The sequence below is a fragment of the Paraburkholderia sp. GAS334 genome (assembly GCF_050436625.1).
Classification (GTDB): Bacteria; Pseudomonadota; Gammaproteobacteria; order Burkholderiales; family Burkholderiaceae; genus Paraburkholderia.
In genome coordinates, this window is sequence record NZ_JBNDMO010000003.1 from 121,102 (window position 1) to 142,512 (window position 21,411).

General features: G+C 63.2%; 24 protein-coding genes, 1 pseudogene and 1 riboswitch. Of the genes and pseudogenes, 14 read left to right on the forward strand and 11 right to left on the reverse strand.

Annotated elements, in window-relative coordinates; translation table 11 throughout:
* Window positions 1–146: 146 nt before the first annotated feature.
* Window positions 147–1,304: an MFS transporter gene (locus P3T21_RS07410; protein ID WP_429255281.1), complete on the forward strand. Its 1,158-nt coding sequence runs from the start codon at window positions 147–149 to the stop codon at window positions 1,302–1,304.
* Window positions 1,305–1,422: 118 nt separating this feature from the next.
* Here the strand turns inward: P3T21_RS07410 and fahA are convergent, their stop codons facing one another.
* Together fahA and hmgA are read right to left on the reverse strand one after the other, a co-directional pair.
* Window positions 1,423–2,730: a fumarylacetoacetase gene (gene fahA, locus P3T21_RS07415; RefSeq protein WP_429255282.1), complete on the reverse strand. Its 1,308-nt coding sequence runs from the start codon at window positions 2,728–2,730 to the stop codon at window positions 1,423–1,425.
* The gene (gene hmgA, locus P3T21_RS07420; RefSeq protein ID WP_429255283.1) at window positions 2,727–4,049 is read right to left on the reverse strand and encodes a homogentisate 1,2-dioxygenase; all 1,323 of its coding nucleotides are present in this window, start codon (window positions 4,047–4,049) and stop codon (window positions 2,727–2,729) included. The genes fahA and hmgA overlap by 4 nt, the downstream gene beginning before the upstream one ends.
* Before the next feature lie 376 nt (window positions 4,050–4,425).
* Between hmgA and P3T21_RS07425 the strand changes: the two genes are divergently transcribed.
* Window positions 4,426–5,244, forward strand: a complete 819-nt coding sequence (locus P3T21_RS07425) for an EAL domain-containing protein (protein ID WP_429255284.1) — start codon at window positions 4,426–4,428, stop codon at window positions 5,242–5,244.
* A gap of 44 nt (window positions 5,245–5,288) precedes the next feature.
* Here the strand turns inward: P3T21_RS07425 and P3T21_RS07430 are convergent, their stop codons facing one another.
* Window positions 5,289–6,074, reverse strand: coding sequence for an IclR family transcriptional regulator (locus P3T21_RS07430; RefSeq protein WP_429255285.1), 786 nt, complete (start codon window positions 6,072–6,074; stop codon window positions 5,289–5,291).
* A 101-nt stretch (window positions 6,075–6,175) separates the two neighbouring features.
* Between P3T21_RS07430 and P3T21_RS07435 the strand changes: the two genes are divergently transcribed.
* Window positions 6,176–7,366, forward strand: coding sequence for an acyl-CoA dehydrogenase (locus P3T21_RS07435; RefSeq protein WP_429255286.1), 1,191 nt, complete (start codon window positions 6,176–6,178; stop codon window positions 7,364–7,366).
* Window positions 7,367–7,492: 126 nt separating this feature from the next.
* On the opposite strand, the gene P3T21_RS07440 is transcribed toward P3T21_RS07435, so the two are convergent.
* Entirely contained in the window at window positions 7,493–8,131 is a 639-nt protein-coding gene (locus tag P3T21_RS07440) for a peroxiredoxin (protein ID WP_429255287.1), read from the reverse strand.
* A 355-nt stretch (window positions 8,132–8,486) separates the two neighbouring features.
* On the opposite strand from P3T21_RS07440, the gene P3T21_RS07445 reads away from it, so the two are divergent.
* The 3 genes from P3T21_RS07445 (at window position 8,487) to P3T21_RS07455 (ending at window position 9,834) form a co-directional block, all read left to right on the forward strand.
* Entirely contained in the window at window positions 8,487–8,789 is a 303-nt protein-coding gene (locus tag P3T21_RS07445) for a DUF883 family protein (protein ID WP_169497034.1), read from the forward strand.
* Window positions 8,790–8,915: 126 nt separating this feature from the next.
* Window positions 8,916–9,302, forward strand: a complete 387-nt coding sequence (locus tag P3T21_RS07450) for a phage holin family protein (RefSeq protein WP_429255288.1) — start codon at window positions 8,916–8,918, stop codon at window positions 9,300–9,302.
* A 58-nt stretch (window positions 9,303–9,360) separates the two neighbouring features.
* Window positions 9,361–9,834 (forward strand): DUF3318 domain-containing protein, encoded by a 474-nt coding sequence (locus P3T21_RS07455; protein WP_429255289.1) that lies wholly within the window; start codon window positions 9,361–9,363, stop codon window positions 9,832–9,834.
* A gap of 97 nt (window positions 9,835–9,931) precedes the next feature.
* Here the strand turns inward: P3T21_RS07455 and P3T21_RS07460 are convergent, their stop codons facing one another.
* The 7 genes and pseudogenes from P3T21_RS07460 to glyA all read right to left on the reverse strand — a co-directional run bounded on the left by P3T21_RS07460 (window position 9,932) and on the right by glyA (window position 14,625).
* Window positions 9,932–10,360 carry a type IV pilin protein gene (locus P3T21_RS07460; RefSeq protein ID WP_429255290.1) on the reverse strand — a complete coding sequence of 143 codons (429 nt, stop codon included), beginning with the start codon at window positions 10,358–10,360 and terminating at the stop codon, window positions 9,932–9,934.
* Window positions 10,361–10,378: 18 nt separating this feature from the next.
* Window positions 10,379–10,912 (reverse strand): pilus assembly PilX family protein, encoded by a 534-nt coding sequence (locus P3T21_RS07465; RefSeq protein WP_429255291.1) that lies wholly within the window; start codon window positions 10,910–10,912, stop codon window positions 10,379–10,381.
* Window positions 10,909–11,734, reverse strand: a pseudogene (locus tag P3T21_RS07470) (PilW family protein). The gene P3T21_RS07465 and the pseudogene P3T21_RS07470 overlap by 4 nt, the downstream one beginning before the upstream one ends.
* Entirely contained in the window at window positions 11,731–12,162 is a 432-nt protein-coding gene (locus P3T21_RS07475; protein WP_429255292.1) for a type IV pilus modification PilV family protein, read from the reverse strand. The pseudogene P3T21_RS07470 and the gene P3T21_RS07475 overlap by 4 nt, the downstream one beginning before the upstream one ends.
* Window positions 12,159–12,725: a GspH/FimT family pseudopilin gene (locus P3T21_RS07480; protein ID WP_429255293.1), complete on the reverse strand. Its 567-nt coding sequence runs from the start codon at window positions 12,723–12,725 to the stop codon at window positions 12,159–12,161. Before P3T21_RS07480 ends, P3T21_RS07475 begins: the two co-directional genes overlap by 4 nt.
* Before the next feature lie 151 nt (window positions 12,726–12,876).
* Window positions 12,877–13,371 (reverse strand): transcriptional regulator NrdR, encoded by a 495-nt coding sequence (nrdR, locus tag P3T21_RS07485; RefSeq protein ID WP_429255294.1) that lies wholly within the window; start codon window positions 13,369–13,371, stop codon window positions 12,877–12,879.
* Between the two features lie 6 nt (window positions 13,372–13,377).
* A complete protein-coding gene (gene glyA, locus P3T21_RS07490; protein ID WP_429255295.1) occupies window positions 13,378–14,625 on the reverse strand; it encodes a serine hydroxymethyltransferase in 1,248 nt (415 codons plus the stop codon).
* A gap of 175 nt (window positions 14,626–14,800) precedes the next feature.
* Window positions 14,801–14,903, reverse strand: a riboswitch (ZMP/ZTP riboswitch).
* A gap of 209 nt (window positions 14,904–15,112) precedes the next feature.
* On the opposite strand from glyA, the gene ydfG reads away from it, so the two are divergent.
* The 8 genes from ydfG to ybgF all read left to right on the forward strand — a co-directional run bounded on the left by ydfG (window position 15,113) and on the right by ybgF (window position 21,380).
* Entirely contained in the window at window positions 15,113–15,859 is a 747-nt protein-coding gene (gene ydfG, locus P3T21_RS07495; RefSeq protein WP_429255296.1) for a bifunctional NADP-dependent 3-hydroxy acid dehydrogenase/3-hydroxypropionate dehydrogenase YdfG, read from the forward strand.
* Window positions 15,860–15,916: 57 nt separating this feature from the next.
* Window positions 15,917–16,390 carry a tol-pal system-associated acyl-CoA thioesterase gene (gene ybgC, locus P3T21_RS07500; protein ID WP_429255297.1) on the forward strand — a complete coding sequence of 158 codons (474 nt, stop codon included), beginning with the start codon at window positions 15,917–15,919 and terminating at the stop codon, window positions 16,388–16,390.
* Between the two features lie 153 nt (window positions 16,391–16,543).
* Complete coding sequence (gene tolQ / locus P3T21_RS07505; protein ID WP_090532318.1) at window positions 16,544–17,221, forward strand: protein TolQ; 678 nt, start codon at window positions 16,544–16,546, stop codon at window positions 17,219–17,221.
* A 10-nt stretch (window positions 17,222–17,231) separates the two neighbouring features.
* Window positions 17,232–17,681: a protein TolR gene (tolR, locus tag P3T21_RS07510; protein WP_429255298.1), complete on the forward strand. Its 450-nt coding sequence runs from the start codon at window positions 17,232–17,234 to the stop codon at window positions 17,679–17,681.
* The gene (tolA, locus tag P3T21_RS07515) at window positions 17,678–18,676 is read left to right on the forward strand and encodes a cell envelope integrity protein TolA (RefSeq protein WP_429255299.1); all 999 of its coding nucleotides are present in this window, start codon (window positions 17,678–17,680) and stop codon (window positions 18,674–18,676) included. The genes tolR and tolA overlap by 4 nt, the downstream gene beginning before the upstream one ends.
* 117 nt (window positions 18,677–18,793) lie before the next feature.
* Window positions 18,794–20,086 carry a Tol-Pal system beta propeller repeat protein TolB gene (tolB, locus tag P3T21_RS07520; RefSeq protein ID WP_429255300.1) on the forward strand — a complete coding sequence of 431 codons (1,293 nt, stop codon included), beginning with the start codon at window positions 18,794–18,796 and terminating at the stop codon, window positions 20,084–20,086.
* A 19-nt stretch (window positions 20,087–20,105) separates the two neighbouring features.
* The gene (gene pal / locus P3T21_RS07525) at window positions 20,106–20,615 is read left to right on the forward strand and encodes a peptidoglycan-associated lipoprotein Pal (protein WP_429255301.1); all 510 of its coding nucleotides are present in this window, start codon (window positions 20,106–20,108) and stop codon (window positions 20,613–20,615) included.
* 15 nt (window positions 20,616–20,630) lie between these two features.
* Window positions 20,631–21,380 (forward strand): tol-pal system protein YbgF, encoded by a 750-nt coding sequence (ybgF, locus tag P3T21_RS07530; protein ID WP_429255302.1) that lies wholly within the window; start codon window positions 20,631–20,633, stop codon window positions 21,378–21,380.
* Window positions 21,381–21,411: the final 31 nt, after the last annotated feature.

Here is a 21,411-nt window from a genome sequence, read left to right on the forward strand (position 1 = left end):
CACCCAGGCGCCACCTGAACACCGCTTGAGTGCCGCTTGAGTGTCGCTTGAGCGCTGCTTGAGTGACACCTGAGCGCCACCCGCGCACACCGCCTGAGCGCCGTTTCGGCGTTACCGCTGTTTTAGCTGTAGTAGCATTCGGCCCGATGAAGGCTATCTTTACGCGCGATTTTCTCGCGCTCATTCTGAGCGTCGCCGTGGTCGGACTCGGCACCGGCGCCACGCTCCCGCTCACCGCTCTCGCACTCACGCAGGCTGGTTACGGCACCGATGTCGTCGGCCTGCTGACGGCTGCGCAAGCCGGCGGCGGCCTCGTCGTCGTCCCGTTTGCCGGCTGGATCGCCGCGCGCTTCGGCGCTCGGCAGGTAATTGTCGGCACGGTGGTGATCGTCGCCGTCGCGACTGCGCTGATGCAGGTCACGTCGGACCTCTACGCCTGGGCCGTGTTGCGTGTGCTGTGCGGCGCGGCACTGATGCTGCTCTTCACGATCGGCGAAGCGTGGGTCAACCAGCTCGCCGACGATGCGTCGCGTGGCCGCGTCATCGCCATCTACGCGACCAACTTCACACTGTTCCAGATGGCCGGGCCGGTGCTGGTAAGCCAGATTTCGCATCTGAGCGCCTGGCGCTTCCTGCTGTGTGGCGCGATCTTTCTGACCGCATTGCCGATGCTCGCGACGATTCGTGTCACGCCGCACACCGGTGGTCATGAAGAACCTCACGACAGCTGGAAACACGTGCTGCCGCAGATGCCCGCGCTCGTCATCGGTACCGGGTTTTTCGCGCTGTTCGACACGATCGCGCTTTCGCTGATGCCGCTCTTCGCCATGGCGCATGGCGTGACGAGCGAGGTCGCCGTGCTGTTCGCATCAGCGCTGCTGCTCGGCGATACGACGATGCAGTTTCCGATCGGCTGGCTCGCCGACCGGCTGGGTCGCGAGCGCGTGCATATCGGCTGTGCGGTGGTCGTCGTGCTGCTGTTGCCGTTGCTGCCGTGGGCGGTGTCGTCGCCGTGGCTGTGCTGGCCGTTGCTGTATGTGCTCGGCGCGGCGGCCGGCGCGATATATACCCTCTCGCTGGTTGCATGCGGCGAGCGGTTTCGCGGCGCGGCGCTGGTGTCGGCGAGTTCGCTCGTCGGCGCATCGTGGAGCGCGGCGAGCTTCGGCGGGCCGCTGGTTGCCGGCGCGCTGATGAAGGGCGTCGGGAATGACGCGATGGTCGGCGTGCTGCTGGCGAGCGCGCTCGCGTTTCTGGGCGCGGTCCTGTGGGAAAAGCGGCGGGTGGCCGTGCAGGCGACGTCGTAGCATGCGCCGCTGCAGCAGGATCAAACGCCCTGAGCTGCCCGTGTCTCCGGCAGCGACGAAGCCACCCGCCGCCAATGCCCGATTACGCGATCACGGGGTCACGGGATCACTACTCGCCTTATCGCGCCGGCAAGATCTCTCCGACGCACGATCCGAACCCGACCCGATAGCCGTCGCCCTGGCACCACCCTGTTAGCGTCAACTCATCGCCGTCTTCGATAAACGCGCGCGTGCCGCCTTCTTTCAGCTCCAGCGGCTTCTTCCCGTTCCAGGTCAGTTCCAGCAAACTGCCGAACGAATCTTCGGTCGGTCCGCTGATGGTGCCCGAACCCATCAGATCGCCGACGCGCGTGTTGCATCCCGACACCGTGTGGTGCGCGAGCTGCTGCGCCATCGTCCAGTACATGTGTCTGAAGTTGGTCTGCGAAATCGTGGTCGCCTGCTGCGCCTTGTGCGGACGCAGCTTCACCTCCAGCGCGATATCGAACGCGTGCTCGCCTGCGTGCCGCAGATACTCCAGCGGCTCCGGTTCCTGCCGGGGGTGAGCGACGCGGAACGGTTCGAGCGCGTCGAGGGTGACGATCCACGGTGAGATCGTCGTCGCGAAGGTTTTCGCGTTGAACGGACCGAGCGGCACGTATTCCCATTGCTGGATGTCCCGCGCGCTCCAGTCGTTCAGCAGCACCATGCCGAAGATGTGCGCCTCGGCATCCTCACACGCGACCGGTTCACCGAGCGCATTGCCGCGTCCAATGACAAAGCCCGTCTCCAGTTCGATATCCAGCTTGCGGCACGCACCGAACACCGGACGTTCCGCATCAGGCAGTTTCAGTTGCCCGTTCGGACGCCGTACTGGCGTGCCGCTCACCACCACGGAGGACGCCCGTCCGTTGTAACCAATCGGCATCTCCGACCAGTTCGGCAGCAGCGCGTTCTTCGGGTCGCGGAACATCGAACCGACGTTCGTTGCGTGCTCTTTCGAGGAGTAAAAGTCCGTGTAGCCCGGAATCTCGACAGGCAGATGCAGCGTGGCGTTAGCGCGCGGTATCAGCGCGCGCGCGCGCAGCGCGGCATTGTCGCGGAGCGTAGCCGTATCGCGTGCAAGCAGCGTGCTCAACTGGATACGCACGCTGCGCCATGCATCGCGGCCGAGCGCGATGAAATCGTTGAGCGAGCCGCGTTCGAATACACCGTTGCCGTCACCCGTTCCGGCCAGCTTCAGCAAGCCGGCCCTTTCAAGCGCGGAAAGATCGACGACACAATCGCCAATCGCCACCCCCACGCGCCTCGTAGCACTGCGCGCATCGCTGAAAATGCCAAACGGGAGGTTCTGGATCGAAAAGTCGCAGTCAGCGCGGTTTGCCGATTCGACCCAGCTTTTACGCGACGGATCGAGTGTCGCCTGGAGATCGCTCGATGTGTTCATCGTTGCTCCGGATTGAAGTGTTTCTTGAGACCTTGCCAGCACTCGAAGTAGTGCGCCTGCAGTTGCGCGGTTTCAAGCGCGAAACGCGTCGGCTTGATCAGGGTGCGGGTTTCGAACATGAACGCCATCGTGTCGCCGACTTTCTTTGGTGTGGACGTATCGCTGTGTGATGCCTTTTCGAACGTATCCGCATCGGGACCGTGCCCCGACATGCAGTTATGCAGGCTCGCGCCGCCCGGCACGAAGCCTTCGGCCTTCGCGTCGTAGACGCCGTGCACGAGACCCATGAATTCGCTCGCGACGTTGCGGTGAAACCAGGGCGGCCGGAACGTGTCTTCAGCAGCCAGCCAGCGCGGCGGGAAGATCACGAAGTCGAGCGTATCGACGCCCGGCGTGTCGCTTTGCGCCTGCAGCACGAGAAAGATCGACGGGTCCGGATGGTCGAAGCTGATCGAGCCGATCGTGTTGAAGCGTCGCAGGTCGTACTTGTACGGCGCGTAGTTGCCGTGCCACGCGACCACGTCGAGTGGCGAATGACCGATGTCCGCACGCCACAGATGACCGTTCATTTTGGCGACGAGTTCGAACGCGCCTTCGCGGTCCTCGTAGGCGGCATGCGGCGTCAGGAAGTCACGCGGATTCGCGAGGCCGTTCGAGCCGATCGGGCCGAGATCCGGCAGACGCATCTGCGCACCGAAGTTTTCGCAGATGTAGCCGCGCGCCCTTCCGTCGGGCAATGTGACCGAAAAGCGCACGCCGCGCGGGATCACCGCGATCTCGAACGGTTCGAGATCGATGCACCCCAGTTCGGTCGCAAGATGCAGACGTCCTTCCTGCGGCACGATCAGCAGTTCACCATCGGCGGTATAGAAGTAGCGGTCTTCCATCGAGCGGTTCGCCGCGTATAGATGGATCGCGCAGCCGTTCATGCTTTCTGCCGAACCGTTGCCGGCCATCGTCACCCAGCCGTCGATGAAATCGGTCGGCTCGGACGGCATCGGCAGCGCGTCCCAGCGAAGCTGGTTGGGCGGCGTCGGCGGCACTTCGGCGAAGTTCGCGACCATCCTGTGCGACGGCACCGGCGTGAACGGTTGATGCACCGCGGCCGGGCGGATGCGGTACAGCCACGAACGCCGGTTGTGACCGCGCGGCGCGGTGAACGCCGTGCCCGACAGTTGCTCGGTGTACAGGCCGTAGGGCGCGCGCTGCGGCGAGTTGCGGCCTTGCGGCAGCGCACCGTGCAACGCTTCGGTGGCGAATTCGTTGCCGAAGCCGGATTGATAGCCCGGCTCGATTTCGTGTCGCGTGGATGTGCTCATGCAGATTCTCCGTTGATGCGTGATGCGTGATGCGTGATGCGTGGTCTGGCGCTCAGGCGACGCCTGGCGCAGCTATGCCGGTTGCCGCGTGAAAGAGCGAAGCGTTTGACCAGTTCGTCGGATTTCGTCGGGTCTGACGGGCTCGCTGTGCATAGCTCCGCCGCTGCGCTTCATCTCGCAATTTACGAATGGTAAAACTAATTACGAATAGTGAAATTAACGTAAACCCTTGCCGGGAGATCGCCGGGGCAATATCGATATACGCATTTTGTTCATGCCGCGCCCGCGCACGCTGCTACCATCAGGGCATGCGGCCGTGCGCCGCGCTATCGACCAGCCGTTACGGCCCCGCCGTCATGGCCCCCCACGCGAACTCATGATTCCGCCGACCATTACGCAGCTTGTCGCCCGCGCCGCCGAACATCCCTTCCTCGGTGAGCATCTCGCGATGGGAACCGGCGATCAGCACGACCACGCGATCGCCCGGCTCGATAGCCTTGCGCTCGGCAGCCGCTACGAGCCGATCTTCGATATCAGCGTGCATGCGCTCGCGCAGTCGCTGTCGACGGTGCCGGGAAGCGTCGATCGTTTCGGCGATGAGCTGGGTTTTCAGGCGGTCACGCAGCGCCTCGATGGCGCGCCGTTCGATCCGTTCGACGACATCATCGACGACCAGGAACTCGTCGCGATTGACCGCATGTCGCGCGCGCTGCATGCGATCAATTTCTTTGGCGCGCAGCGTCACGGGCTGCTGTTTCTGCGTGTGCACGAACGGCTCCTGAAGAGCGTGAAGTACGACCACGGAAGGCACTTTTCGAGCGTGCTCATCTCGTTTGGTCTGAACCCGGCGCGCGTGGTGATCGAACTGCCTTCGGCTGCGGTCGCGCACCGGACTTTCCTCGGTTACCTCACGAAGAGCTATCAGCGCTACGGCTTCAAGGTGGCGGGGAATCTGCAGAATGCCGGCCAGATACTGACGGTTTCAGACATGGCGCGGCTCGACTTCATCAAGATGGATGCCGGCACGGCGCTCCGGGAAGCGACCGTGAAGCCGCTCGTCGGTTATGCGGGAAGGTTGAAGATTCCGCTGATCTTCGATCACGTCACCGGCGAAAACCAGTTCGACCTTCTGCAGCAATATGACGTGCGGTTCGTGCAGGGTCCGCTCTTCGCGGCGCACGATCGGGCGGTGTGATTTTTTGATTCTGCGATGGCTGCGGTGGTGAGTGACGCGCAGTCTCAGACCGTATCGCCGAGCCTGCGTGCGAGTGCCTTCAGACGCGGCGCCACCGTTTCGCGAAACACCTCTTCTCCCATCGATGAAGCCGGCCCGCTGCAACTCAGCACCAGCCAGCGGCCTTCGCGCGGCTCGCGAAACGGCACGGCCACCGCGTTCACGTCGTCGTGCCAGTCGCGGAACGAATAACAGCAGCGCTCCTGCATGAAGGTTTCGATCTCGCGCTCTGCGTCCGCGACCAGCGCGGCGCCTGCCTTCCCTGCAGCCTTCTTCAGCTCCACCAGCAGCGCGGCGCGCACGTCGAGCGGCTGAACGGCGAGATACGCGCGCCCCATCGAACTCGTCAGCATCGACAGGCGTGAACCGGATGCGAGCCCGAGGGTCAACGCGGTCTCACTGCGGATCGTGTCCAGATAGATCATGTCGAGCCCGTCACGGCAGCCGAGCGACACGGCCGCGCCCACTTCACGCGCGAACGTGCGCATGTGCGGCCGCGCGAGTTCAAGCGTGTCCGTGCCCGACAGCAAGGCAAACCCCAGCGACAGCACGCCCGCATCGAGCGCGTACTTGCCGTGCGCTTCGTCGAGCCGCAGATAGCCGAGCACCGTCAGCGTGTAGGCGAGACGGTTGACCGTCGCCTTCGGCAGTCCCGTGCGCTCGACGAAATCGCGGTTTCCCAGCATCGATTCGCCTGGACGGAACGCGCGCAGCAGATCGAGACCGCGCGCGAGCGCAACGACAAATTTGCGTTCGTCGAGCGGGTCAGAGGGGGTAGATGCAGGTGTCATCGAGTGATACACTCAGGGCTCATTTGCAAAACATTGTTTCGCATAGCGGAACTTAAGTCAAGTACAGATCAAGCGAAATCAGCAATCAGGAGAGACACACCATGGCCGACGCCGCGCATTTTCACTGGGAAGACCCGCTGCTCCTCGATCAGCAGCTCACCGAAGACGAGCGCATGGTGCGCGACGCCGCCGCCGCATACTCGCAGGACAGGCTCGCGCCGCGCGTGCTCGAAGCCTTCCGCCATGAAAAGACCGACATCGAAATCTTCCGCGAGATGGGTGAACTCGGCCTGCTTGGCCCGACAATTCCCGAGGAATACGGCGGCCCCGGCCTGAACTACGTCAGCTATGGGCTGATCGCGCGCGAAGTGGAACGCGTGGATTCCGGCTACCGGTCGATGATGTCGGTGCAGTCGTCGCTCGTGATGGTGCCGATCTTCGAATTTGGCTCCGATGCACAGAAGTCGAAGTACCTGCCGAAGCTCGCCACCGGCGAATGGATCGGCTGCTTCGGGCTGACCGAACCGAATCACGGCTCCGATCCGGGCAGCATGGTCACGCGGGCGAAGAAAGTGGACGGCGGTTATTCGCTGTCCGGCTCGAAGATGTGGATCACGAATTCGCCGATCGCCGACGTGTTCGTCGTGTGGGCGAAGCTCCAGGAAGACGGCAGGGACGAAATCCGTGGCTTCATCCTCGAGAAGGGCTGGAAGGGTTTGACCGCGCCGACGATCCACAGCAAGGTCGGCCTGCGCGCGTCGATCACGGGCGAAATCGTGCTCGACGAAGTGTTCGTGCCTGAAGAAAACATCATGCCAGACGTGAAAGGCCTGCGCGGCCCGTTCACCTGCCTGAACTCGGCGCGTTATGGCATCGCGTGGGGCGCGCTCGGCGCCGCGGAATCGTGCTGGTACACGGCCCGCCAGTACGTGCTCGACCGCAAGCAGTTCGGCCGGCCGCTCGCCGCGAACCAGCTGATCCAGAAAAAGCTCGCCGACATGCAAACGGAGATCACGCTCGGCCTGCAAGGCGTGCTGCGCCTCGGACGCATGAAAGACGAAGGCACGGCTGCCGTCGAAATCACATCGATCATGAAGCGCAACTCATGCGGCAAGGCGCTCGACATCGCGCGGCTCGCCCGCGACATGCTAGGCGGCAACGGCATCTCGGACGAATTCGGCATCGCGCGGCATCTCGTGAACCTCGAAGTGGTCAACACATATGAGGGCACGCATGACATTCACGCGCTGATTCTCGGCCGCGCGCAGACAGGGATTCAGGCGTTCTTCTGATTCTGTTCTGCCGCTGTCCCGGTTTCGCTGGCTGCCTTAAGAACAAACCCCGCAATCCGTCTCCGGATGCGGGGTTTTTTCCGTCTGTGATCGCGTGCGGCTTGAGGACTATCGGCGCCCTTCGCCTTACTTGTTCGGCTGCGGCGTCATACGCAGGTACGGACGCAGCGCCTTGTAGCCCTTCGGAAACTTCTGCTTGATGACCTCTTCGTCCTTTAACGACGGCACGATCACCACATCGTCCCCCTGCTTCCAGTTGCCCGGTGTCGCGACGGAATGGCTTTCGGTGAGCTGGAGCGAGTCGATCACGCGCAGCACTTCGTCGAAATTGCGACCGGTGCTCGCTGGATAGGTGATCGTGAGACGCACCTTCTTGTTCGGATCGATCACGAACAGTGAGCGGACGGTGAACGTCTCACTCGCGTTGGGGTGAATCATATCGTAAAGCTCGGACACCTTGCGGTCGCCGTCAGCGAGAATCGGGAAGCCGACGCTCGCGGCCTGCGTTTCGTTGATGTCCTTGATCCATTCCTTGTGCGACTCGGTGCTGTCGACCGACAGGGCAATCGTCTTCACATTGCGCTTTTCGAACTCGCTGGCGAGCTTCGCAGTGAGGCCGAGTTCGGTTGTGCAGACCGGCGTGAAGTCCGCCGGGTGCGAGAACAGCACGCCCCAGCTATTGCCGAGCCACTCGTGAAACCTGATGCGGCCGATGCTCGAATCCTGCTCGAAATCCGGCGCGACGTCGCCTAGACGTAGACTCATAATCCCTCCTTGTTGAGTTCGAATGTTCTGCTCACGGTGCTACCAGCGGGGCTCCGCAACACTGGAGCATACGGCACCCGCCATGCCCACTGTACGAACATTGCGTCACTACTTTATGAGTTTTTGTAATTTTCTCCGAATTGGACGAAACTTGGCGGGCCAGATCAACTCCATCGGATCGCCAGGTGGCGTTCAGGTGGAAAGGCGTCTGACATTATTTTGATTTTTATCTTGTGGCGGCTCGCGTGTCAGGAACGGTTCCTGCAACCTGCTGAGGTATGCAACGCGCTGCGCTCGCCAGCGGTCGTTTCTTTCGTTACGATTCACGCGTAGCGTGCCACGAACGGAGTTGTCAATGTCGGAAGTCAACAAGGAGAGATTGATGTCGGATATCAAAACCGTCCTCGCGGACGCAGAGGACCTGCTCAAGCAGGCCGCGAGCGCAACGGGCGAACGCGCGTCAGAGCTCCGTGAAACAGCGCTCACTCGCCTGAAGCAGGCAAAGGAGAAGGCGGCCGACGTTCAGGTCGTCGTCGTCGAAAAGGGCAAAAAGGCTGCGCGCGCAACGGACGACTACGTGCACGAGCATCCGTGGGCGTCGATCGGTATCGCCGCGGGCGTGGGTGTGGTGGTCGGCCTGTTGATCAACCGCAAGTAAGCAGTCACGGCAGTCGTCGCCGGGCTCATGTCCGGCGGCCTTCCGACAGGGCGGACCGGCGCACGTCTGGCGGGTCCGCCTCTTCTGGCGCATCTCCAGCCTCCCCATGCGCATCGCGCGAAAGTTATGACGATCGACAACCAATCGCAGCGCGCTGACCACGGTCCCGTACGCCGCATCATCGGCTCCGTGTTTGCGATTCTGCAGACGCGGCTCGAACTGATCGGCATTGAACTGGCCGAGGAAAAGGATCGCTTGCTGGCTGTGCTGTTCCTCGGACTCGCGGCGATGATGCTCGCAACGATGGCGCTCATCGCCCTGACGGCACTTATTGCCATCACGTTCTGGGATACGTATCGCTGGCAGTCGCTGGCCGCCATAACGGCGGTGTATGCGCTGGCCGCGCTCTTCTGTGCGTTGAAGGCGCGCCATGGTTTGCACAATGCACCGATCATTTTCGAAGCCACGCTGAACGAGTTCGAGAAAGACCGCGAGATGTTCCGCAAACACTGAGGCGAGCGCGGCTTCATTGCTGCGCACCTCGTTTCCGACTTTTAGAAGCCGATATCTCATGAGCCAGGTGCATTCAGGTCACGCGTTTCGCAGCAAGCGCCCTTCGAAGGAACTGAGCGCGCCGCATCTGCGCGCGCTACGCAAGGAACTGCTGCTCGTGCGAGCGGAGGTCGAGCGCATGGAACTCGTGCAGGCGACGGTCGACCTGCGGCGGGCCGTGACGCATTTCAGCTGGCTGAAGTTCTTCGTGCCGGGCTTCGGCGGTATGCGCTGGGGCGCGCCGGCCGGCATCGCCGGACTGCTCAAGCAATACCCGCTGCTCAGTTCACTCGCGTCGCTGCTGCTGGCCAGGCCGCTTCGCGCGACGGTCGCCGCTGGCGCAAAGCCCGCGATCAAATGGGGCAGTCTCGCGTTCGCGGCATGGGAAGCGTATCGGATCTGGCGGCAGGTTAAAGACAGCGAGGGTGGTTCAAAAGCCGGCGAGGGTTCTGACACCCGCGCGGCTGGACGTGGGTCACGTAAGAGCGCCTGAATTTCGCGCAGTGCTCGTGGCTGCGCGCTGGTTGCGGCCTGCTGTGCTGGTGATGGTGCCAGCGGCCGCGATGGCGATTTCATCGTTGGACGCGCGTTCATCGGGTGTTCCAGCATTCATTCGTGTTCGCCACTGCGGTGTCGCCAGCATTCTGATTTCTCCGCAAACCCGTCGCTTCGATGACGAACGTTCCGCACGCATCGTCACGCATCGGCCCGCTTTCGACCGGCCGCGCTTCCACTGAATATCCGCCGTTCGTATCGTCGCCGCCCAGGACGCGCAGACGATAAACGGGCGAGCCGAAGGGCGGCGCCTGATCGAGACCGGCCGGCAACGTGCCGGCATCCTTGCCGGTAGCGGTCTCCGGGAACTGCGCCGCACGATACAACGAGGAAGCCGCGTCGACCCGATGACTGCGCGCAACCTGCGCATGCCACGACGGGACGGCGAATACCGCCAGCGTCGCGGCAATAGCGATAGCGATGACGAGTTCGAGCAGCGTGAATGCGGTCGCGCCTGAGTTCATGTTGTGTTTCGCCTCCGTTCAGAATGGTCGAGCGGCGACGCGGCGCCAGTGACGCTCCGTCTTCCCGCCGTCGATGACAATTTCCATTTGCAGCCATACCTGTGTGTCGGACGTCGCGCCAAAGCCTCTCGCGGTCAGCAGGAACGCCCGCGCCTCAGGACGATTCGCCAATCGCCATCCCTCGGCGAGACACTCCGGCGACCGCCCTGATCCCGGCCATTGAGCGACAGCCGGAAATGCGCCGGCTGCGAAGGTCGCTTCGCGCTTCCATCCTGTCGGCTCGCCGGTGACAGGCGGTGTCGACACAGCGGCGCCTCTGAGCACCCTGGTCGCGCATAGCGTCAACGCGGAATCCGCGGCATGAAAAGCCTGAAGGTAGTCGCGCATGTTCGTCGTATTGCGCGCAGCCGTGAACGATGTCTCGAACCAGGCTGCCGACGTCGCCAGCATCATCGACGAGATCAGCAACACCAGAGGCAACGCTGCGCCGCGCATGCTCGCAACAAGGCCGGTGGATCGCGATGCTGATCGTCGGTGGAAGACCCGCGTCATGGTGATGCTCCCTCGGCGTTGCGCAGTGCCACTCTTCTCCAGAACGCCTGTCTCGCGCGGGTGTCGCCACCCATGCTCATGACACCGTCGCAATCGACATAGCGCATGTGCCGCCCGAGCGGCGCGCCGCGCACAAGGACGCACAGGTCGACCGCCACCACGCGAGCCCACTGGTCCAGCGTCAGCGCGGACGCGTCGAGCGGTTGCGACGCGCCCGCCGGCCAGTACTGGATTCGAAGGCGCTCGACCCCTTCGACCAGCGGTTGTCCATATCCCGTCTTGCCGTTACCTTCACAGTACAGTTCCGGCTCCCCGCTCGACCCGCTCGGCTTCGCATAAAAGCGGTTCGTAACCGGCACGCCCGCCGCCGCGCCCTGCCCCGCGACGCCGCTGACGGCCTGGCCGAGACAATCCGTGGGCTGGCCGGTCGCGGACGGCCATGTCGACACGTTGTCGCCCCAGATAACGGACCACGATACCGTCCGAATGACTTGCAAGTGCCTCACAGCCCGGAGCCTCGTTAGCACCGACGGGACGCGCACCTGAACAGCCAACGAGCGCTGCATTCGCGTTCGTAGCCGTAGCCGTAGCGGATACGGCATCGGCGGCCGTGAATCCGGCCACCTGGATCTGCTGACCAAGCAGCGTCAATGCACCAACGCCCGTTTCTTCGATATGGGCAGCGTCGCTCGCGCTCACAAAAGCCGCCCGCTGCGACCGGTAGAGCGACACTGCGCCAACCGTTACCACGAGCCCGAGCCCCGTCGCGATCATCAATTCGAGCAGGGTGTGACCATGCAGAAAGCGCCGGCGGTGTGTCATTTCGCAAACGCGATCGCAACGCAGGCGGTGCCCTTCGGGACTGCGACGTCACCGCAAAACTCGGGCATATCGATCACATTGGCCGGCACCACGCCGTGCGTTTCAGGCAGCGCTGCCCACGTCACACGCGCTGTCGCCATGCCGGCGGCCTGCGCGGCAATCGATGTTTCGCCGTTCGGCACCATGCTCGCCACGCGCGACTTCCACTGCGCCGAATCCGTCCCCGCCGCCGAAGATCCTCGCACAGCTTCCACAAGCGAATCGGCCACGAACGCCGCGCGTTCGCGCGCCGCTGTCGCGTTGGCATGACGTGTCATCCATAGCTGCGTGGCGACCAGACCGAGCGCCGTCACCGCGACCAGGGCAACGGCGATCATCACTTCAAGCAGCGTGCTGCCTGAAGGATTTCCATAGCGAGGTGAATTCATGACGACGCTCCGCAAGCGCCTTCGACCATACGCGCGCGACCGCCCGCCGCAATTCGCACGCAACGTTGCCACCGGTCGCCTCGTGTCGCCGCCGACGGAGAACGCGGCGCAAGCTCGAAGCTGCGAAAGCTGCCGATCACCTGACCGGCCGGCGGCGTGAAGGCAACGTCCGTCAACGTTCCCGTTACGCTGACAGCCGCCAGATCCGGTTGTACACGCAGAAGTGACTGCGCGCCCGCCCGCTCTGACATCACCGCCCATCCGCATGACCAGTCCGCTGTGCCCGCAGGGCACGGCTTGCCCGCCGCAAGACAGTGGCGCGCAGCGTCGACACGACATACCGTGACACGCGCGCTCCGTCTAAGCGCCTCACCACGCGCGAAAGCCAGCGTCGAAACGAGCGCCCTCGCCCGCGCATCGACCTGATCGCGCACATGCCACGCAAAGAACGACGGCGTGGCCAGCACGGCAATCACCGCAAGCATCGCGATGACGATGAGGGTTTCAACAAGCGTAAAGCCACCACTGCGTGGAGCTGGGAGGACATCCGTTTTCATCTGCATCCCTGATTGATTCGAAGAATGCAGACAATCTACCGGGCGCTCCGTGCGCCAGCAATCTGCCAAACGGCCAGGTAGCGGAAGCGCACGACATCACGCCAGAATTCAGGCGTGACAGAAATTCAAGGGGAGAGAAATGCGGACGCGCGAAAAACTAGCGCTTGCGGGTGGGTTTGCCTGGGGCTGCGGGAGGGGCGGCCATTCGCCGGAACTCTTCGATCACGTCTTCGAATTCGGAGACGTCCTCGAAGCGCCGGTAGACCGAAGCGAAACGGACATAGGCGATCGTATCGAGTTCGCGCAACTCGTTCATCACGAGTTCGCCAAGGCGCTCGCTGCGCACTTCCCGTTCGCCGCTGCCGAGCAGCTGGTATTCAATGCGCGAAGCCGCCGCGTCGACTGCGTCGGCAGCAACCGGGCGCTTGCGCAGCGCCAGTTGCATGCTCGCGATAATCTTGCGGCGATCGAATTCGGTGCGGCTACCATCCTTCTTGACGACCGACGGCAACGCCAGTTCGACCCGCTCATACGTCGTGAAACGTTTGTCGCAGGCCGGGCAGCGACGGCGCCGACGAATCGCGGCGCCGTCTTCGGACACGCGCGAATCCACCACCTGCGTGTCGTCGTGCCGGCAGAAGGGGCAGCGCATGGCTGGTTAGCCGTACACCGGGAAGCGCTTCGTCAACCCGGCGACCTGCGCGCGCACGCGTTCGATCGTGGCCGCATCTTCCGGGTTGTCGAGCACGTCGGCGATCAGATTGCCAACCAGTTCCGCTTCCTTTTCACCGAAGCCGCGGGTCGTCATGGCCGGCGAGCCGAGACGCACGCCGCTCGTGACGAACGGCTTTTCCGGATCGTTCGGAATCGCGTTCTTGTTGACCGTGATATGCGCTGCGCCGAGCGCCGCTTCCGCAGCCTTGCCCGTGATGTTCTTCGCGCGCAGGTCGACCAGCATCACGTGGCTTTCGGTGCGACCCGACACGATGCGCAGGCCACGCTTCACGAGCGTCTCAGCCAGCACGCGCGCGTTGTCGGCCACCTTCTGCTGGTATTCCTTGAATTCCGGCGACAGCGCTTCTTTGAACGCGACAGCCTTGGCGGCGATCACGTGCATCAGCGGGCCACCCTGAATGCCCGGGAAGATTGCCGAGTTGATCTGCTTTTCGAACTCGGCCTTCATCAGGATCACGCCGCCGCGCGGGCCGCGCAGGCTCTTGTGCGTGGTCGTCGTGACGAAATCGGCGTGCGGCACCGGGTTCGGATACACGCCCGCGGCGATGAGGCCAGCGTAGTGCGCCATGTCGACCATGAAATACGCGCCAACCGATTTCGCGATCTTCGACAGACGTTCGAAGTCGATGCGCAGCGCGAATGCCGAAGCGCCCGCGATAATCAGCTTCGGCTTGTGTTCCTGGGCGAGCTTTTCAGCTGCGTCGTAATCGATGTCTTCGACTTCGTTCAGGCCGTAGCTCACGACGTTGAACCACTTGCCCGACATGTTGACAGGCGAGCCGTGCGTGAGGTGGCCGCCGTGCGCGAGGCTCATGCCCATGATCGTGTCGCCCGGCTTCAACATCGCGAAGAACACGCCCTGGTTCGCCTGCGAACCCGAATTCGGCTGCACATTCGCGGCTTCGGCGCCGAACAGTTGCTTGACGCGATCGATCGCCAGTTGCTCGGCGATATCGACGAACTCGCAGCCGCCGTAGTAGCGCTTGCCCGGATAACCTTCCGCGTATTTGTTCGTGAGTTGCGAGCCTTGCGCAGCCATGACAGCCGGGCTCGTGTAGTTTTCCGACGCGATCAGTTCGATGTGGTCTTCCTGACGGCGGTTTTCCTGCTCGATCACGTTCCAGAGTTCGGGATCGACGTTGGCGATGGTGCTTTTGGCTCTGTCAAACATACGGTTTCCGTTAAATGTGTTCAGGTTGACCGGATCGTGCGCCGAATTGTGTGCGGAAAGCGTAGCGGGTACGCGGCGCTGCTGGCGACTGGGCCAGCCAGGACGTGGCGGATGAAGAAGTACCGTACACGCGAGGCAGGACAGCCACCGGCAGCGCAAAACATGGCGCGCGGATCACGGCTGCCCAGGCGAACGGCAAAAACGGCACCCTGCGCTTCACGGTGGGTTGTTCCACCTTGAACCCCAAAAGGGTTCTATCGCCAGTCACGCAGGGGTGAGCGCGTTAGTTTATTTGAAGCGCATCGAATAGGCAACCGCCCGAGAAGCCCCGTCGGGACAGGCCCCACGGGGTGCTGTTGCCGGCGCTGGCCGCCCCTGACCGCCGCGCACCCCGGCAGCCGTTGGCCCAGGGTCTTCCCTTGCCGCCGCGCCGCATTGGAAGTAGGCTTGGCACCTTCCGTTTTTCTCCACCGACCAGGGAGCAGCAATGATCGTCTTTGTTACAGGGGCTTCCGCAGGGTTTGGCGCCGCCATCGCCCGGGCTTTCGTCAAGGGCGGCCACAAGGTCGTCGCTACGGCCCGCCGCAAGGATCGCCTCGACGCGCTCGCCAGCGAACTCGGCGACGCGCTTCTTCCGCTTGAACTCGACGTGCGCGATCGCGCGGCCGTCGAAGCCGCGCCCGCGTCGCTGCCGGCGGAATTCGCCGCCATCGACGTGCTTGTCAACAACGCCGGGCTCGCGCTCGGTCTCGAGCCGGCGCAGCGCGCGGAACTCGACGACTGGACGACGATGATCGACACCAACTGCACGGGCCTCGTACAGGTTACGCGCGCGTTGCTGCCGGGCATGGTCGAGCGCAATCGCGGTCACGTGTTCAACCTCGGGTCGGTGGCCGGCAGCTGGCCGTATCCGGGCGGCAACGTGTATGGCGCGACCAAGGCCTTCGTACGCCAGTTCAGTCTGAACCTGCGCGCCGACCTCGCGGGCACGGCCATCCGCGTGACGGACATCGAACCGGGCCTGTGCGGCGGCACCGAATTCTCGAACGTGCGCTTTCGCGGCAACGACGAAAAGGCGGCCAATGTCTATCAGAACGTGCAGCCGCTGACCGCCGAAGACATCGCCGATTCGATCTACTGGATCGCGACGCGGCCCGCCCACGTCAACATCAACACGATCGAACTGATGCCCGTCGCGCAGTCGTTTGCGGGCCTTAGCATCCATCGGGGCTGAGCGGTACCAGGTGGAACGTGCACCCAAAATCGGGATACCGGCGCGCGTTCCGGTAAAATGCGCGCCATGGATATGTCTATCAGCCAGCCCGGCACGGAAATCGGCTTCACGTGGCCAATCCGCGTGTACTACGAAGATACCGACGCCGGCGGCATCGTTTTTTACGCAAATTACCTGAAGTTTTTCGAGCGGGCGCGTACCGAATGGCTGCGCGCGTGCGGCGTGGACCAGACCCGGCTCGCGGACGAAGCCGGCGCGATCTTCATCGTTCGTAGCACCGCGCTCGACTATCGCGCGCCGGCCCGCCTCGACGATCTGATCACCGTCGTCAGCCGGATCGAGCGGCTTGGCCGCGCGTCGGTCGACTTCGCGCAGGAAGCATGGCGCGAAGGGACGCTGCTTGCTACGGGAAGCATCCGGGTCGGTTGCGTCGAGCGTACGGCGCTCAGGCCCACCGCCATTCCTCCATCTGTGCTTGCTGCATTGCGGCGTGGTCCAGCCGGAGCCGGTGTGTCAACGGCGGCTATCTGAGTACCGTTGTTACGGGGCCAGTGAACTCGTATTGATCAGGCAACACAAAGCATGGTTCGGCCAGCGCTTAGCTGTCGCTTTCCGTTTTCCGACGAAAAGCTTCGATAAGCCCTTCAGCCGGACGCCCCTCCCGGGACGTTACAGCGAACCTATATGAACACTACACAAGATCTGTCGATCATTTCCCTCGTTCTTAATGCGAGCCTGCTGGCGCAGGCAGTGATGGCGCTGTTGCTGCTGCTGTCGCTGATGTCGTGGACTTTCATCTTCCGCAAGTGGTTTGCGATCCGCCGCGCCCGCGCGCAGACTGAACGTTTCGAACGCGATTTCTGGTCGGGCGGCGACCTGCAGGCGCTCTATCAGAGCGCCGCCAACAACCGTCACACGATTGGGGCGCTCGAGCGGATCTTCGAGTCCGGCATGCGTGAGTTTCTGAAGGGCAAGGAAAAGCGCCTCAACGATTCGGGCGCGATCCTCGACGGCGCACGCCGTGCCATGCGCGCTGCATTCCAGCGTGAAATGGACGTGCTCGAAGCGAATCTCGCGTTCCTCGCGTCGGTCGGCTCGGTCAGCCCGTATATCGGTCTGTTCGGTACGGTATGGGGGATCATGAACGCGTTCCGCGGTCTCGCGAACGTGCAGCAGGCCACGCTCGCCAACGTTGCGCCCGGTATTGCCGAAGCGCTGACGGCAACCGCCATCGGTCTGTTCGCCGCGATTCCGGCAGTGGTTGCCTACAACCGCTACGCGCACGACATCGACCGCCTCGCGATCCGCTTCGAAACCTTCATCGAAGAGTTCTCGAACATCCTGCAGCGCCAGGCGCACTAAGGAGTCCACGATGGCCGGTTCCTCCCGTTCCAGCAGCATGCGCGGCAGCCGTTCACGCCGCGCGATGGCGGACATCAACGTCGTGCCGTACATCGACGTGATGCTTGTGTTGCTCGTGATTTTCATGGTGACCGCGCCGCTCGTCGCGCCATCGATCGTCAATCTGCCGACCGTCGGCGGCGCCGCACCGCAGCAGCAGACGCCGCCCGTCATCGTCAACATCCGTGCCGACGGCAACATGAGCGTCAAATACAAGGACGACGCCGGCACGCAGCAGCAGGAAGACATGACGAGGGCCGACCTGAACGGCTTCGTCACCGACCGCGCGCAGACGCATCCCGATCAGCCGGTCGTGATCGCCGCCGACAAGACCGTCAAATATGAAGTCGTGATGAACGTGATGTCCGACCTGAAAGCTCGCGGCGTCAAACGCGTTGGATTGCTCGTTAAATCGCAATGATCCGGAAGACCTCTGCCGCTCCAGTCCGACCACCGCGTGAACGTGGCACGTGGCGCGCCTTCGTGCTCGCCCTGGTCATGCACGTGCTGCTCGGGTTCTTCCTGTACCACGGCATTCACTGGCAGAACAGCACGCCCGCTGGCGCTGAAGCCGAACTGTGGACCGCCGTGCCGGACACGCCGGTGCAGCGTCCGGCTCCGCCGCCGCCCGTGCCGGTTGCCCCTGCCCCACCCGTCCAGGACGAGCAGGCCGACATTGCGCTGCAGGAAAAGAAACGCCAGCAGCAGGAAGCCGCGCGTCAGGCGCAACTCGCCGAGCAGCAGCGTCAGAAGCTGCAGGCGCAGCAGGAAGCGGAAGCGAAACGTCAGCAGCAACTGGCGCAACAGCAGGCTGCGGATCTCGCCGCGCAAAAGGCCGCGGCGCTCAAACAGAAGCAGCAGCAGGCCGACAAGCTCAGGCAGCAGCAACTCGCCGACCAGCAGAAACAGGATCAGTTGAAGCAGCAGAAGGAAGAGCAGCAGGCCCAGGCCGAGGCGCAGAAGAAGGCGGATGCCGAGAAGGCCGCAAAGGCGAAGGCGGCTCAGGCGCAGGCCGATGCGCAGGCGAAGAAGCTCGATGCCGAGCGTCGCGCACGTCTTGCGCAGATGCAGGGCATGGCCGGCGGCGAAGGTTCGACCGGCGAAGGTCTCGCGAAGAGCGGCACCGGCAGCGGTGCGGGCGGCAACGCGGCATCGGCGGGTTATGCCGAGAAAGTGCAGCGGCGCGTGCGTCCGAACATCGTCTGGGCGGGTGATACGCAAGGTCTGGAAACGGTCGTCGCCGTTCGCTGTTCGCCGACGGGCACGCTTCTGAGCGCAACGATCACGCGCGCCAGCAGCAACGCCCAGTGGGACGATGCAGCACTTCGGGCCGTCCAGCGCTCCGATCCGATGCCGCTCGACACCAATGGCAAAACGCCGGCCAGCTTTACGATTACGCTGCGGCCGGCAGGTTGATGGCAGACGCGACGCCCTTGTGCTACAAGGAGTCCGCCCGGGAACGAATTGAGCGATTCCGGGTCTGTCTGCTGTCGTAATGTGGTAGAAAACCCGATTTTGGAGAATCCATACAGCATGAGTTTGATGATCAAGTCAGGCCTGAGGGTGCTCCTGGCGTCGTGCCTGGTCGCGGCGGGCAGCAGCGCACACGCGCAACTCAACGTCCTCGTTACGGGCGTGGGGTCCACCCAGTTTCCGATCGCTACGGCGAATTTCGCTGGCGAAGCGAATTCTCCCCAGCAGGTCAGCACCATCGTGCGCCAGGATCTGCAGCGTAGCGGCAAATTCACCAACATCGATGCGGGCGCCACGCCTGTCGCTGAAACGGATTCCGTCGACCTCGGCAGCTGGAAGGCCAAGGGTGCCGACGCATTCGTCTCGGGTAGCGTGAACCACCTTGCCAACGGCCAGTACGAAGTGCGCTTCAAGCTCTACGATACGGTCAAGCAGCAGAGCCTCGGCGGTCTCGTACTCGTGAGCCCGGAAAGCGGTCTGCGCATGAGCGCGCACAAGATCGCGGACTACATCTACGCGAAGCTGATGGGTTCGCGCGGCGTGTTCGCCACGCGCCTGTCGTACGTCATCAAGACGGGCGGCCGTTACCAGTTGCAGGTCTCCGATTCGGACGGCCAGGACGCGCACATCGCGCTCTCGAGCCCGGAACCGATCATCTCGCCGGCATGGTCACCGGATGGCACGAAGGTGGCCTACGTGTCGTTCGAGAAGAAAAAGCCGATCGTCTATATCCATGACCTGCCCACGGGTCGTCGTGTCGTCGTATCGGACCAGAAGGGCAACAACAGTGCGCCCGCCTGGTCGCCGGATGGTCGCACGCTCGCGGTTGCGCTCTCGCGCACCGGCAACACGCAGATCTTCGCGGTCAATGCAGATGGCAGCGGTCTGCGTCGTCTGACGCAAGGCAGCTCGATCGATACCGAACCGGCCTTCTCGCCTGACGGCCAGTCGATCTATTTCACGAGCGACCGCGGCGGCGCACCGCAGATCTACAAGATGTCCGTTCAGGGCGAAAGCAGTGGCGGCGCGCAGCGCGTGACGTTCTCGGGCAGCTACAACACGAGCCCGCGCGTGAGCCCGGATGGCAAGGAACTCGCGTACATTTCGCGCACGGGTGGTGGCTTCAAGCTGTATCTGCTGGATTTGCAGACCGGCTCGGCAACAGGTCTCACCGACACAACACATGACGAATCGCCCAGCTTCGCGGCGAACGGTCAGTACATTCTTTACGCCACAGAGGTGAACGGCCGTGGCGTCTTGGCCGCGGTGTCGACCGATGGTCGTACCCGGCAGGTCCTGTCCGTTCAGGGCGGCAATGTTCGCGAGCCGTCCTGGGGCCCGTTTATGCAATAACACACAAGGAGAGTAACAAATGATGTCCAAACTTCGTATCGCATTTGCCGTATTGATGCTCGGCGCGCTTGCCGCATGTCATTCGGGTGTCAAGCTCGACGAAAACGCCAACAAGGGCGGCGCAGTCAGCACGCAACCGAACCCGAACGCGGTTGCCCAGGTGAACGTCGATCCGCTGAACGATCCGAACAGCCCGCTCGCCAAGCGCAGCATTTACTTCGACTTTGACAGCTACTCGGTCAAGGACGACTATCAATCGCTGCTGAGCCAGCACGGACAATACCTGAAGAGCCATCCGGATCGTCACGTGCTGATCCAGGGCAACACCGACGAACGTGGCACGAGCGAGTACAACCTGGCACTCGGCCAGAAGCGTGCTGAAGCTGTGCGTCGTTCGCTGTCGCTGCTGGGCGTGTCGGATTCGCAGATGGAAGCCGTGAGCCTCGGCAAGGAAAAGCCGCAGGCAACGGGTCATGACGAGTCGTCGTGGGCGCAAAACCGCCGCGCAGACCTCGTGTACCAACAGTAACGGATGATGAGCCGAATGACGCATCGTTTCTCCTGGCTGCGGGTTGCCGCAGCGGCCTGCGTCACCGGTACGGCCCTGATGGCCGGCCCGGCGCACGCAGGTATGTTTGACGACGACCAGGCCCGTCAGGCGATCCTCGATCTGCGCACCAAGACCGACAGCCTGTCGAGTCAGCTATCCGCTGCACAGCGCACGATCCTCGATCAGTCCAACCGTCTCGACCAGCTAAACCAGCAGGTCGCGACGCTGCGTGGGCAGAACGAGGACATGGCCAACCAGCTCGCTACGGTGCAGAAGCAGCAGAAGGACTACTACACCGACCTCGACGGCCGGTTGAAGAAGTTCGAGCCGCAGCAGCAGACGGTCGATGGTGTGCAGGGCGCGATACAACCGGGTGAAACAGACGCGTTCAACGCCGCTTCGCAGCAGTTCCGCAGCGGCGATTTCAAGAACGCGGCCGCGTCGTTCCGTGCGTTCATCACGAAGTATCCGCAGAGCCCTTATCAGCCGACCGCGCAGTACTGGCTCGGCAACGCGCTTTACGCATTGCGCGACTACAAGGGCTCGACGGCGACGTGGCAGGGCGTCGTGAAGAATTATCCGCAGCATCCGCGTGCGCCGGAAGCGTTGCTCGCGATTGCGAACAATCAGCTTGAACAGGGGCAGAAGGCAGCCGCCCGCAAGACCCTGGAGCAGATCGTCGCGCAGTACGGCGGCTCGGACGCAGCGCAATCGGCTCAAAGCAAGCTGTCGCAGATCAAGTAGACGCAGCTGCTTGCAGTACAGCGCGTAGCAC

Excerpts from the sequence above, each read along its gene's own strand:
- P3T21_RS07410 (WP_429255281.1), top strand. The coding sequence starts at position 147 with ATGAAGGCTATCTTTACGCGCGATTTTCTCGCGCTCATTCTGAGCGTC.
- fahA (WP_429255282.1), bottom strand. The coding sequence starts at position 2,730 with ATGAACACATCGAGCGATCTCCAGGCGACACTCGATCCGTCGCGTAAA.
- hmgA (WP_429255283.1), bottom strand. The coding sequence starts at position 4,049 with ATGAGCACATCCACGCGACACGAAATCGAGCCGGGCTATCAATCCGGC.
- P3T21_RS07425 (WP_429255284.1), top strand. The coding sequence starts at position 4,426 with ATGATTCCGCCGACCATTACGCAGCTTGTCGCCCGCGCCGCCGAACAT.
- P3T21_RS07430 (WP_429255285.1), bottom strand. The coding sequence starts at position 6,074 with ATGACACCTGCATCTACCCCCTCTGACCCGCTCGACGAACGCAAATTT.
- P3T21_RS07435 (WP_429255286.1), top strand. The coding sequence starts at position 6,176 with ATGGCCGACGCCGCGCATTTTCACTGGGAAGACCCGCTGCTCCTCGAT.
- P3T21_RS07440 (WP_429255287.1), bottom strand. The coding sequence starts at position 8,131 with ATGAGTCTACGTCTAGGCGACGTCGCGCCGGATTTCGAGCAGGATTCG.
- P3T21_RS07445 (WP_169497034.1), top strand. The coding sequence starts at position 8,487 with ATGTCGGAAGTCAACAAGGAGAGATTGATGTCGGATATCAAAACCGTC.
- P3T21_RS07450 (WP_429255288.1), top strand. The coding sequence starts at position 8,916 with ATGACGATCGACAACCAATCGCAGCGCGCTGACCACGGTCCCGTACGC.
- P3T21_RS07455 (WP_429255289.1), top strand. The coding sequence starts at position 9,361 with ATGAGCCAGGTGCATTCAGGTCACGCGTTTCGCAGCAAGCGCCCTTCG.
- P3T21_RS07460 (WP_429255290.1), bottom strand. The coding sequence starts at position 10,360 with ATGAACTCAGGCGCGACCGCATTCACGCTGCTCGAACTCGTCATCGCT.
- P3T21_RS07465 (WP_429255291.1), bottom strand. The coding sequence starts at position 10,912 with ATGACGCGGGTCTTCCACCGACGATCAGCATCGCGATCCACCGGCCTT.
- P3T21_RS07475 (WP_429255292.1), bottom strand. The coding sequence starts at position 12,162 with ATGAATTCACCTCGCTATGGAAATCCTTCAGGCAGCACGCTGCTTGAA.
- P3T21_RS07480 (WP_429255293.1), bottom strand. The coding sequence starts at position 12,725 with ATGCAGATGAAAACGGATGTCCTCCCAGCTCCACGCAGTGGTGGCTTT.
- nrdR (WP_429255294.1), bottom strand. The coding sequence starts at position 13,371 with ATGCGCTGCCCCTTCTGCCGGCACGACGACACGCAGGTGGTGGATTCG.
- glyA (WP_429255295.1), bottom strand. The coding sequence starts at position 14,625 with ATGTTTGACAGAGCCAAAAGCACCATCGCCAACGTCGATCCCGAACTC.
- ydfG (WP_429255296.1), top strand. The coding sequence starts at position 15,113 with ATGATCGTCTTTGTTACAGGGGCTTCCGCAGGGTTTGGCGCCGCCATC.
- ybgC (WP_429255297.1), top strand. The coding sequence starts at position 15,917 with ATGCGCGCCATGGATATGTCTATCAGCCAGCCCGGCACGGAAATCGGC.
- tolQ (WP_090532318.1), top strand. The coding sequence starts at position 16,544 with ATGAACACTACACAAGATCTGTCGATCATTTCCCTCGTTCTTAATGCG.
- tolR (WP_429255298.1), top strand. The coding sequence starts at position 17,232 with ATGGCCGGTTCCTCCCGTTCCAGCAGCATGCGCGGCAGCCGTTCACGC.
- tolA (WP_429255299.1), top strand. The coding sequence starts at position 17,678 with ATGATCCGGAAGACCTCTGCCGCTCCAGTCCGACCACCGCGTGAACGT.
- tolB (WP_429255300.1), top strand. The coding sequence starts at position 18,794 with ATGAGTTTGATGATCAAGTCAGGCCTGAGGGTGCTCCTGGCGTCGTGC.
- pal (WP_429255301.1), top strand. The coding sequence starts at position 20,106 with ATGATGTCCAAACTTCGTATCGCATTTGCCGTATTGATGCTCGGCGCG.
- ybgF (WP_429255302.1), top strand. The coding sequence starts at position 20,631 with ATGACGCATCGTTTCTCCTGGCTGCGGGTTGCCGCAGCGGCCTGCGTC.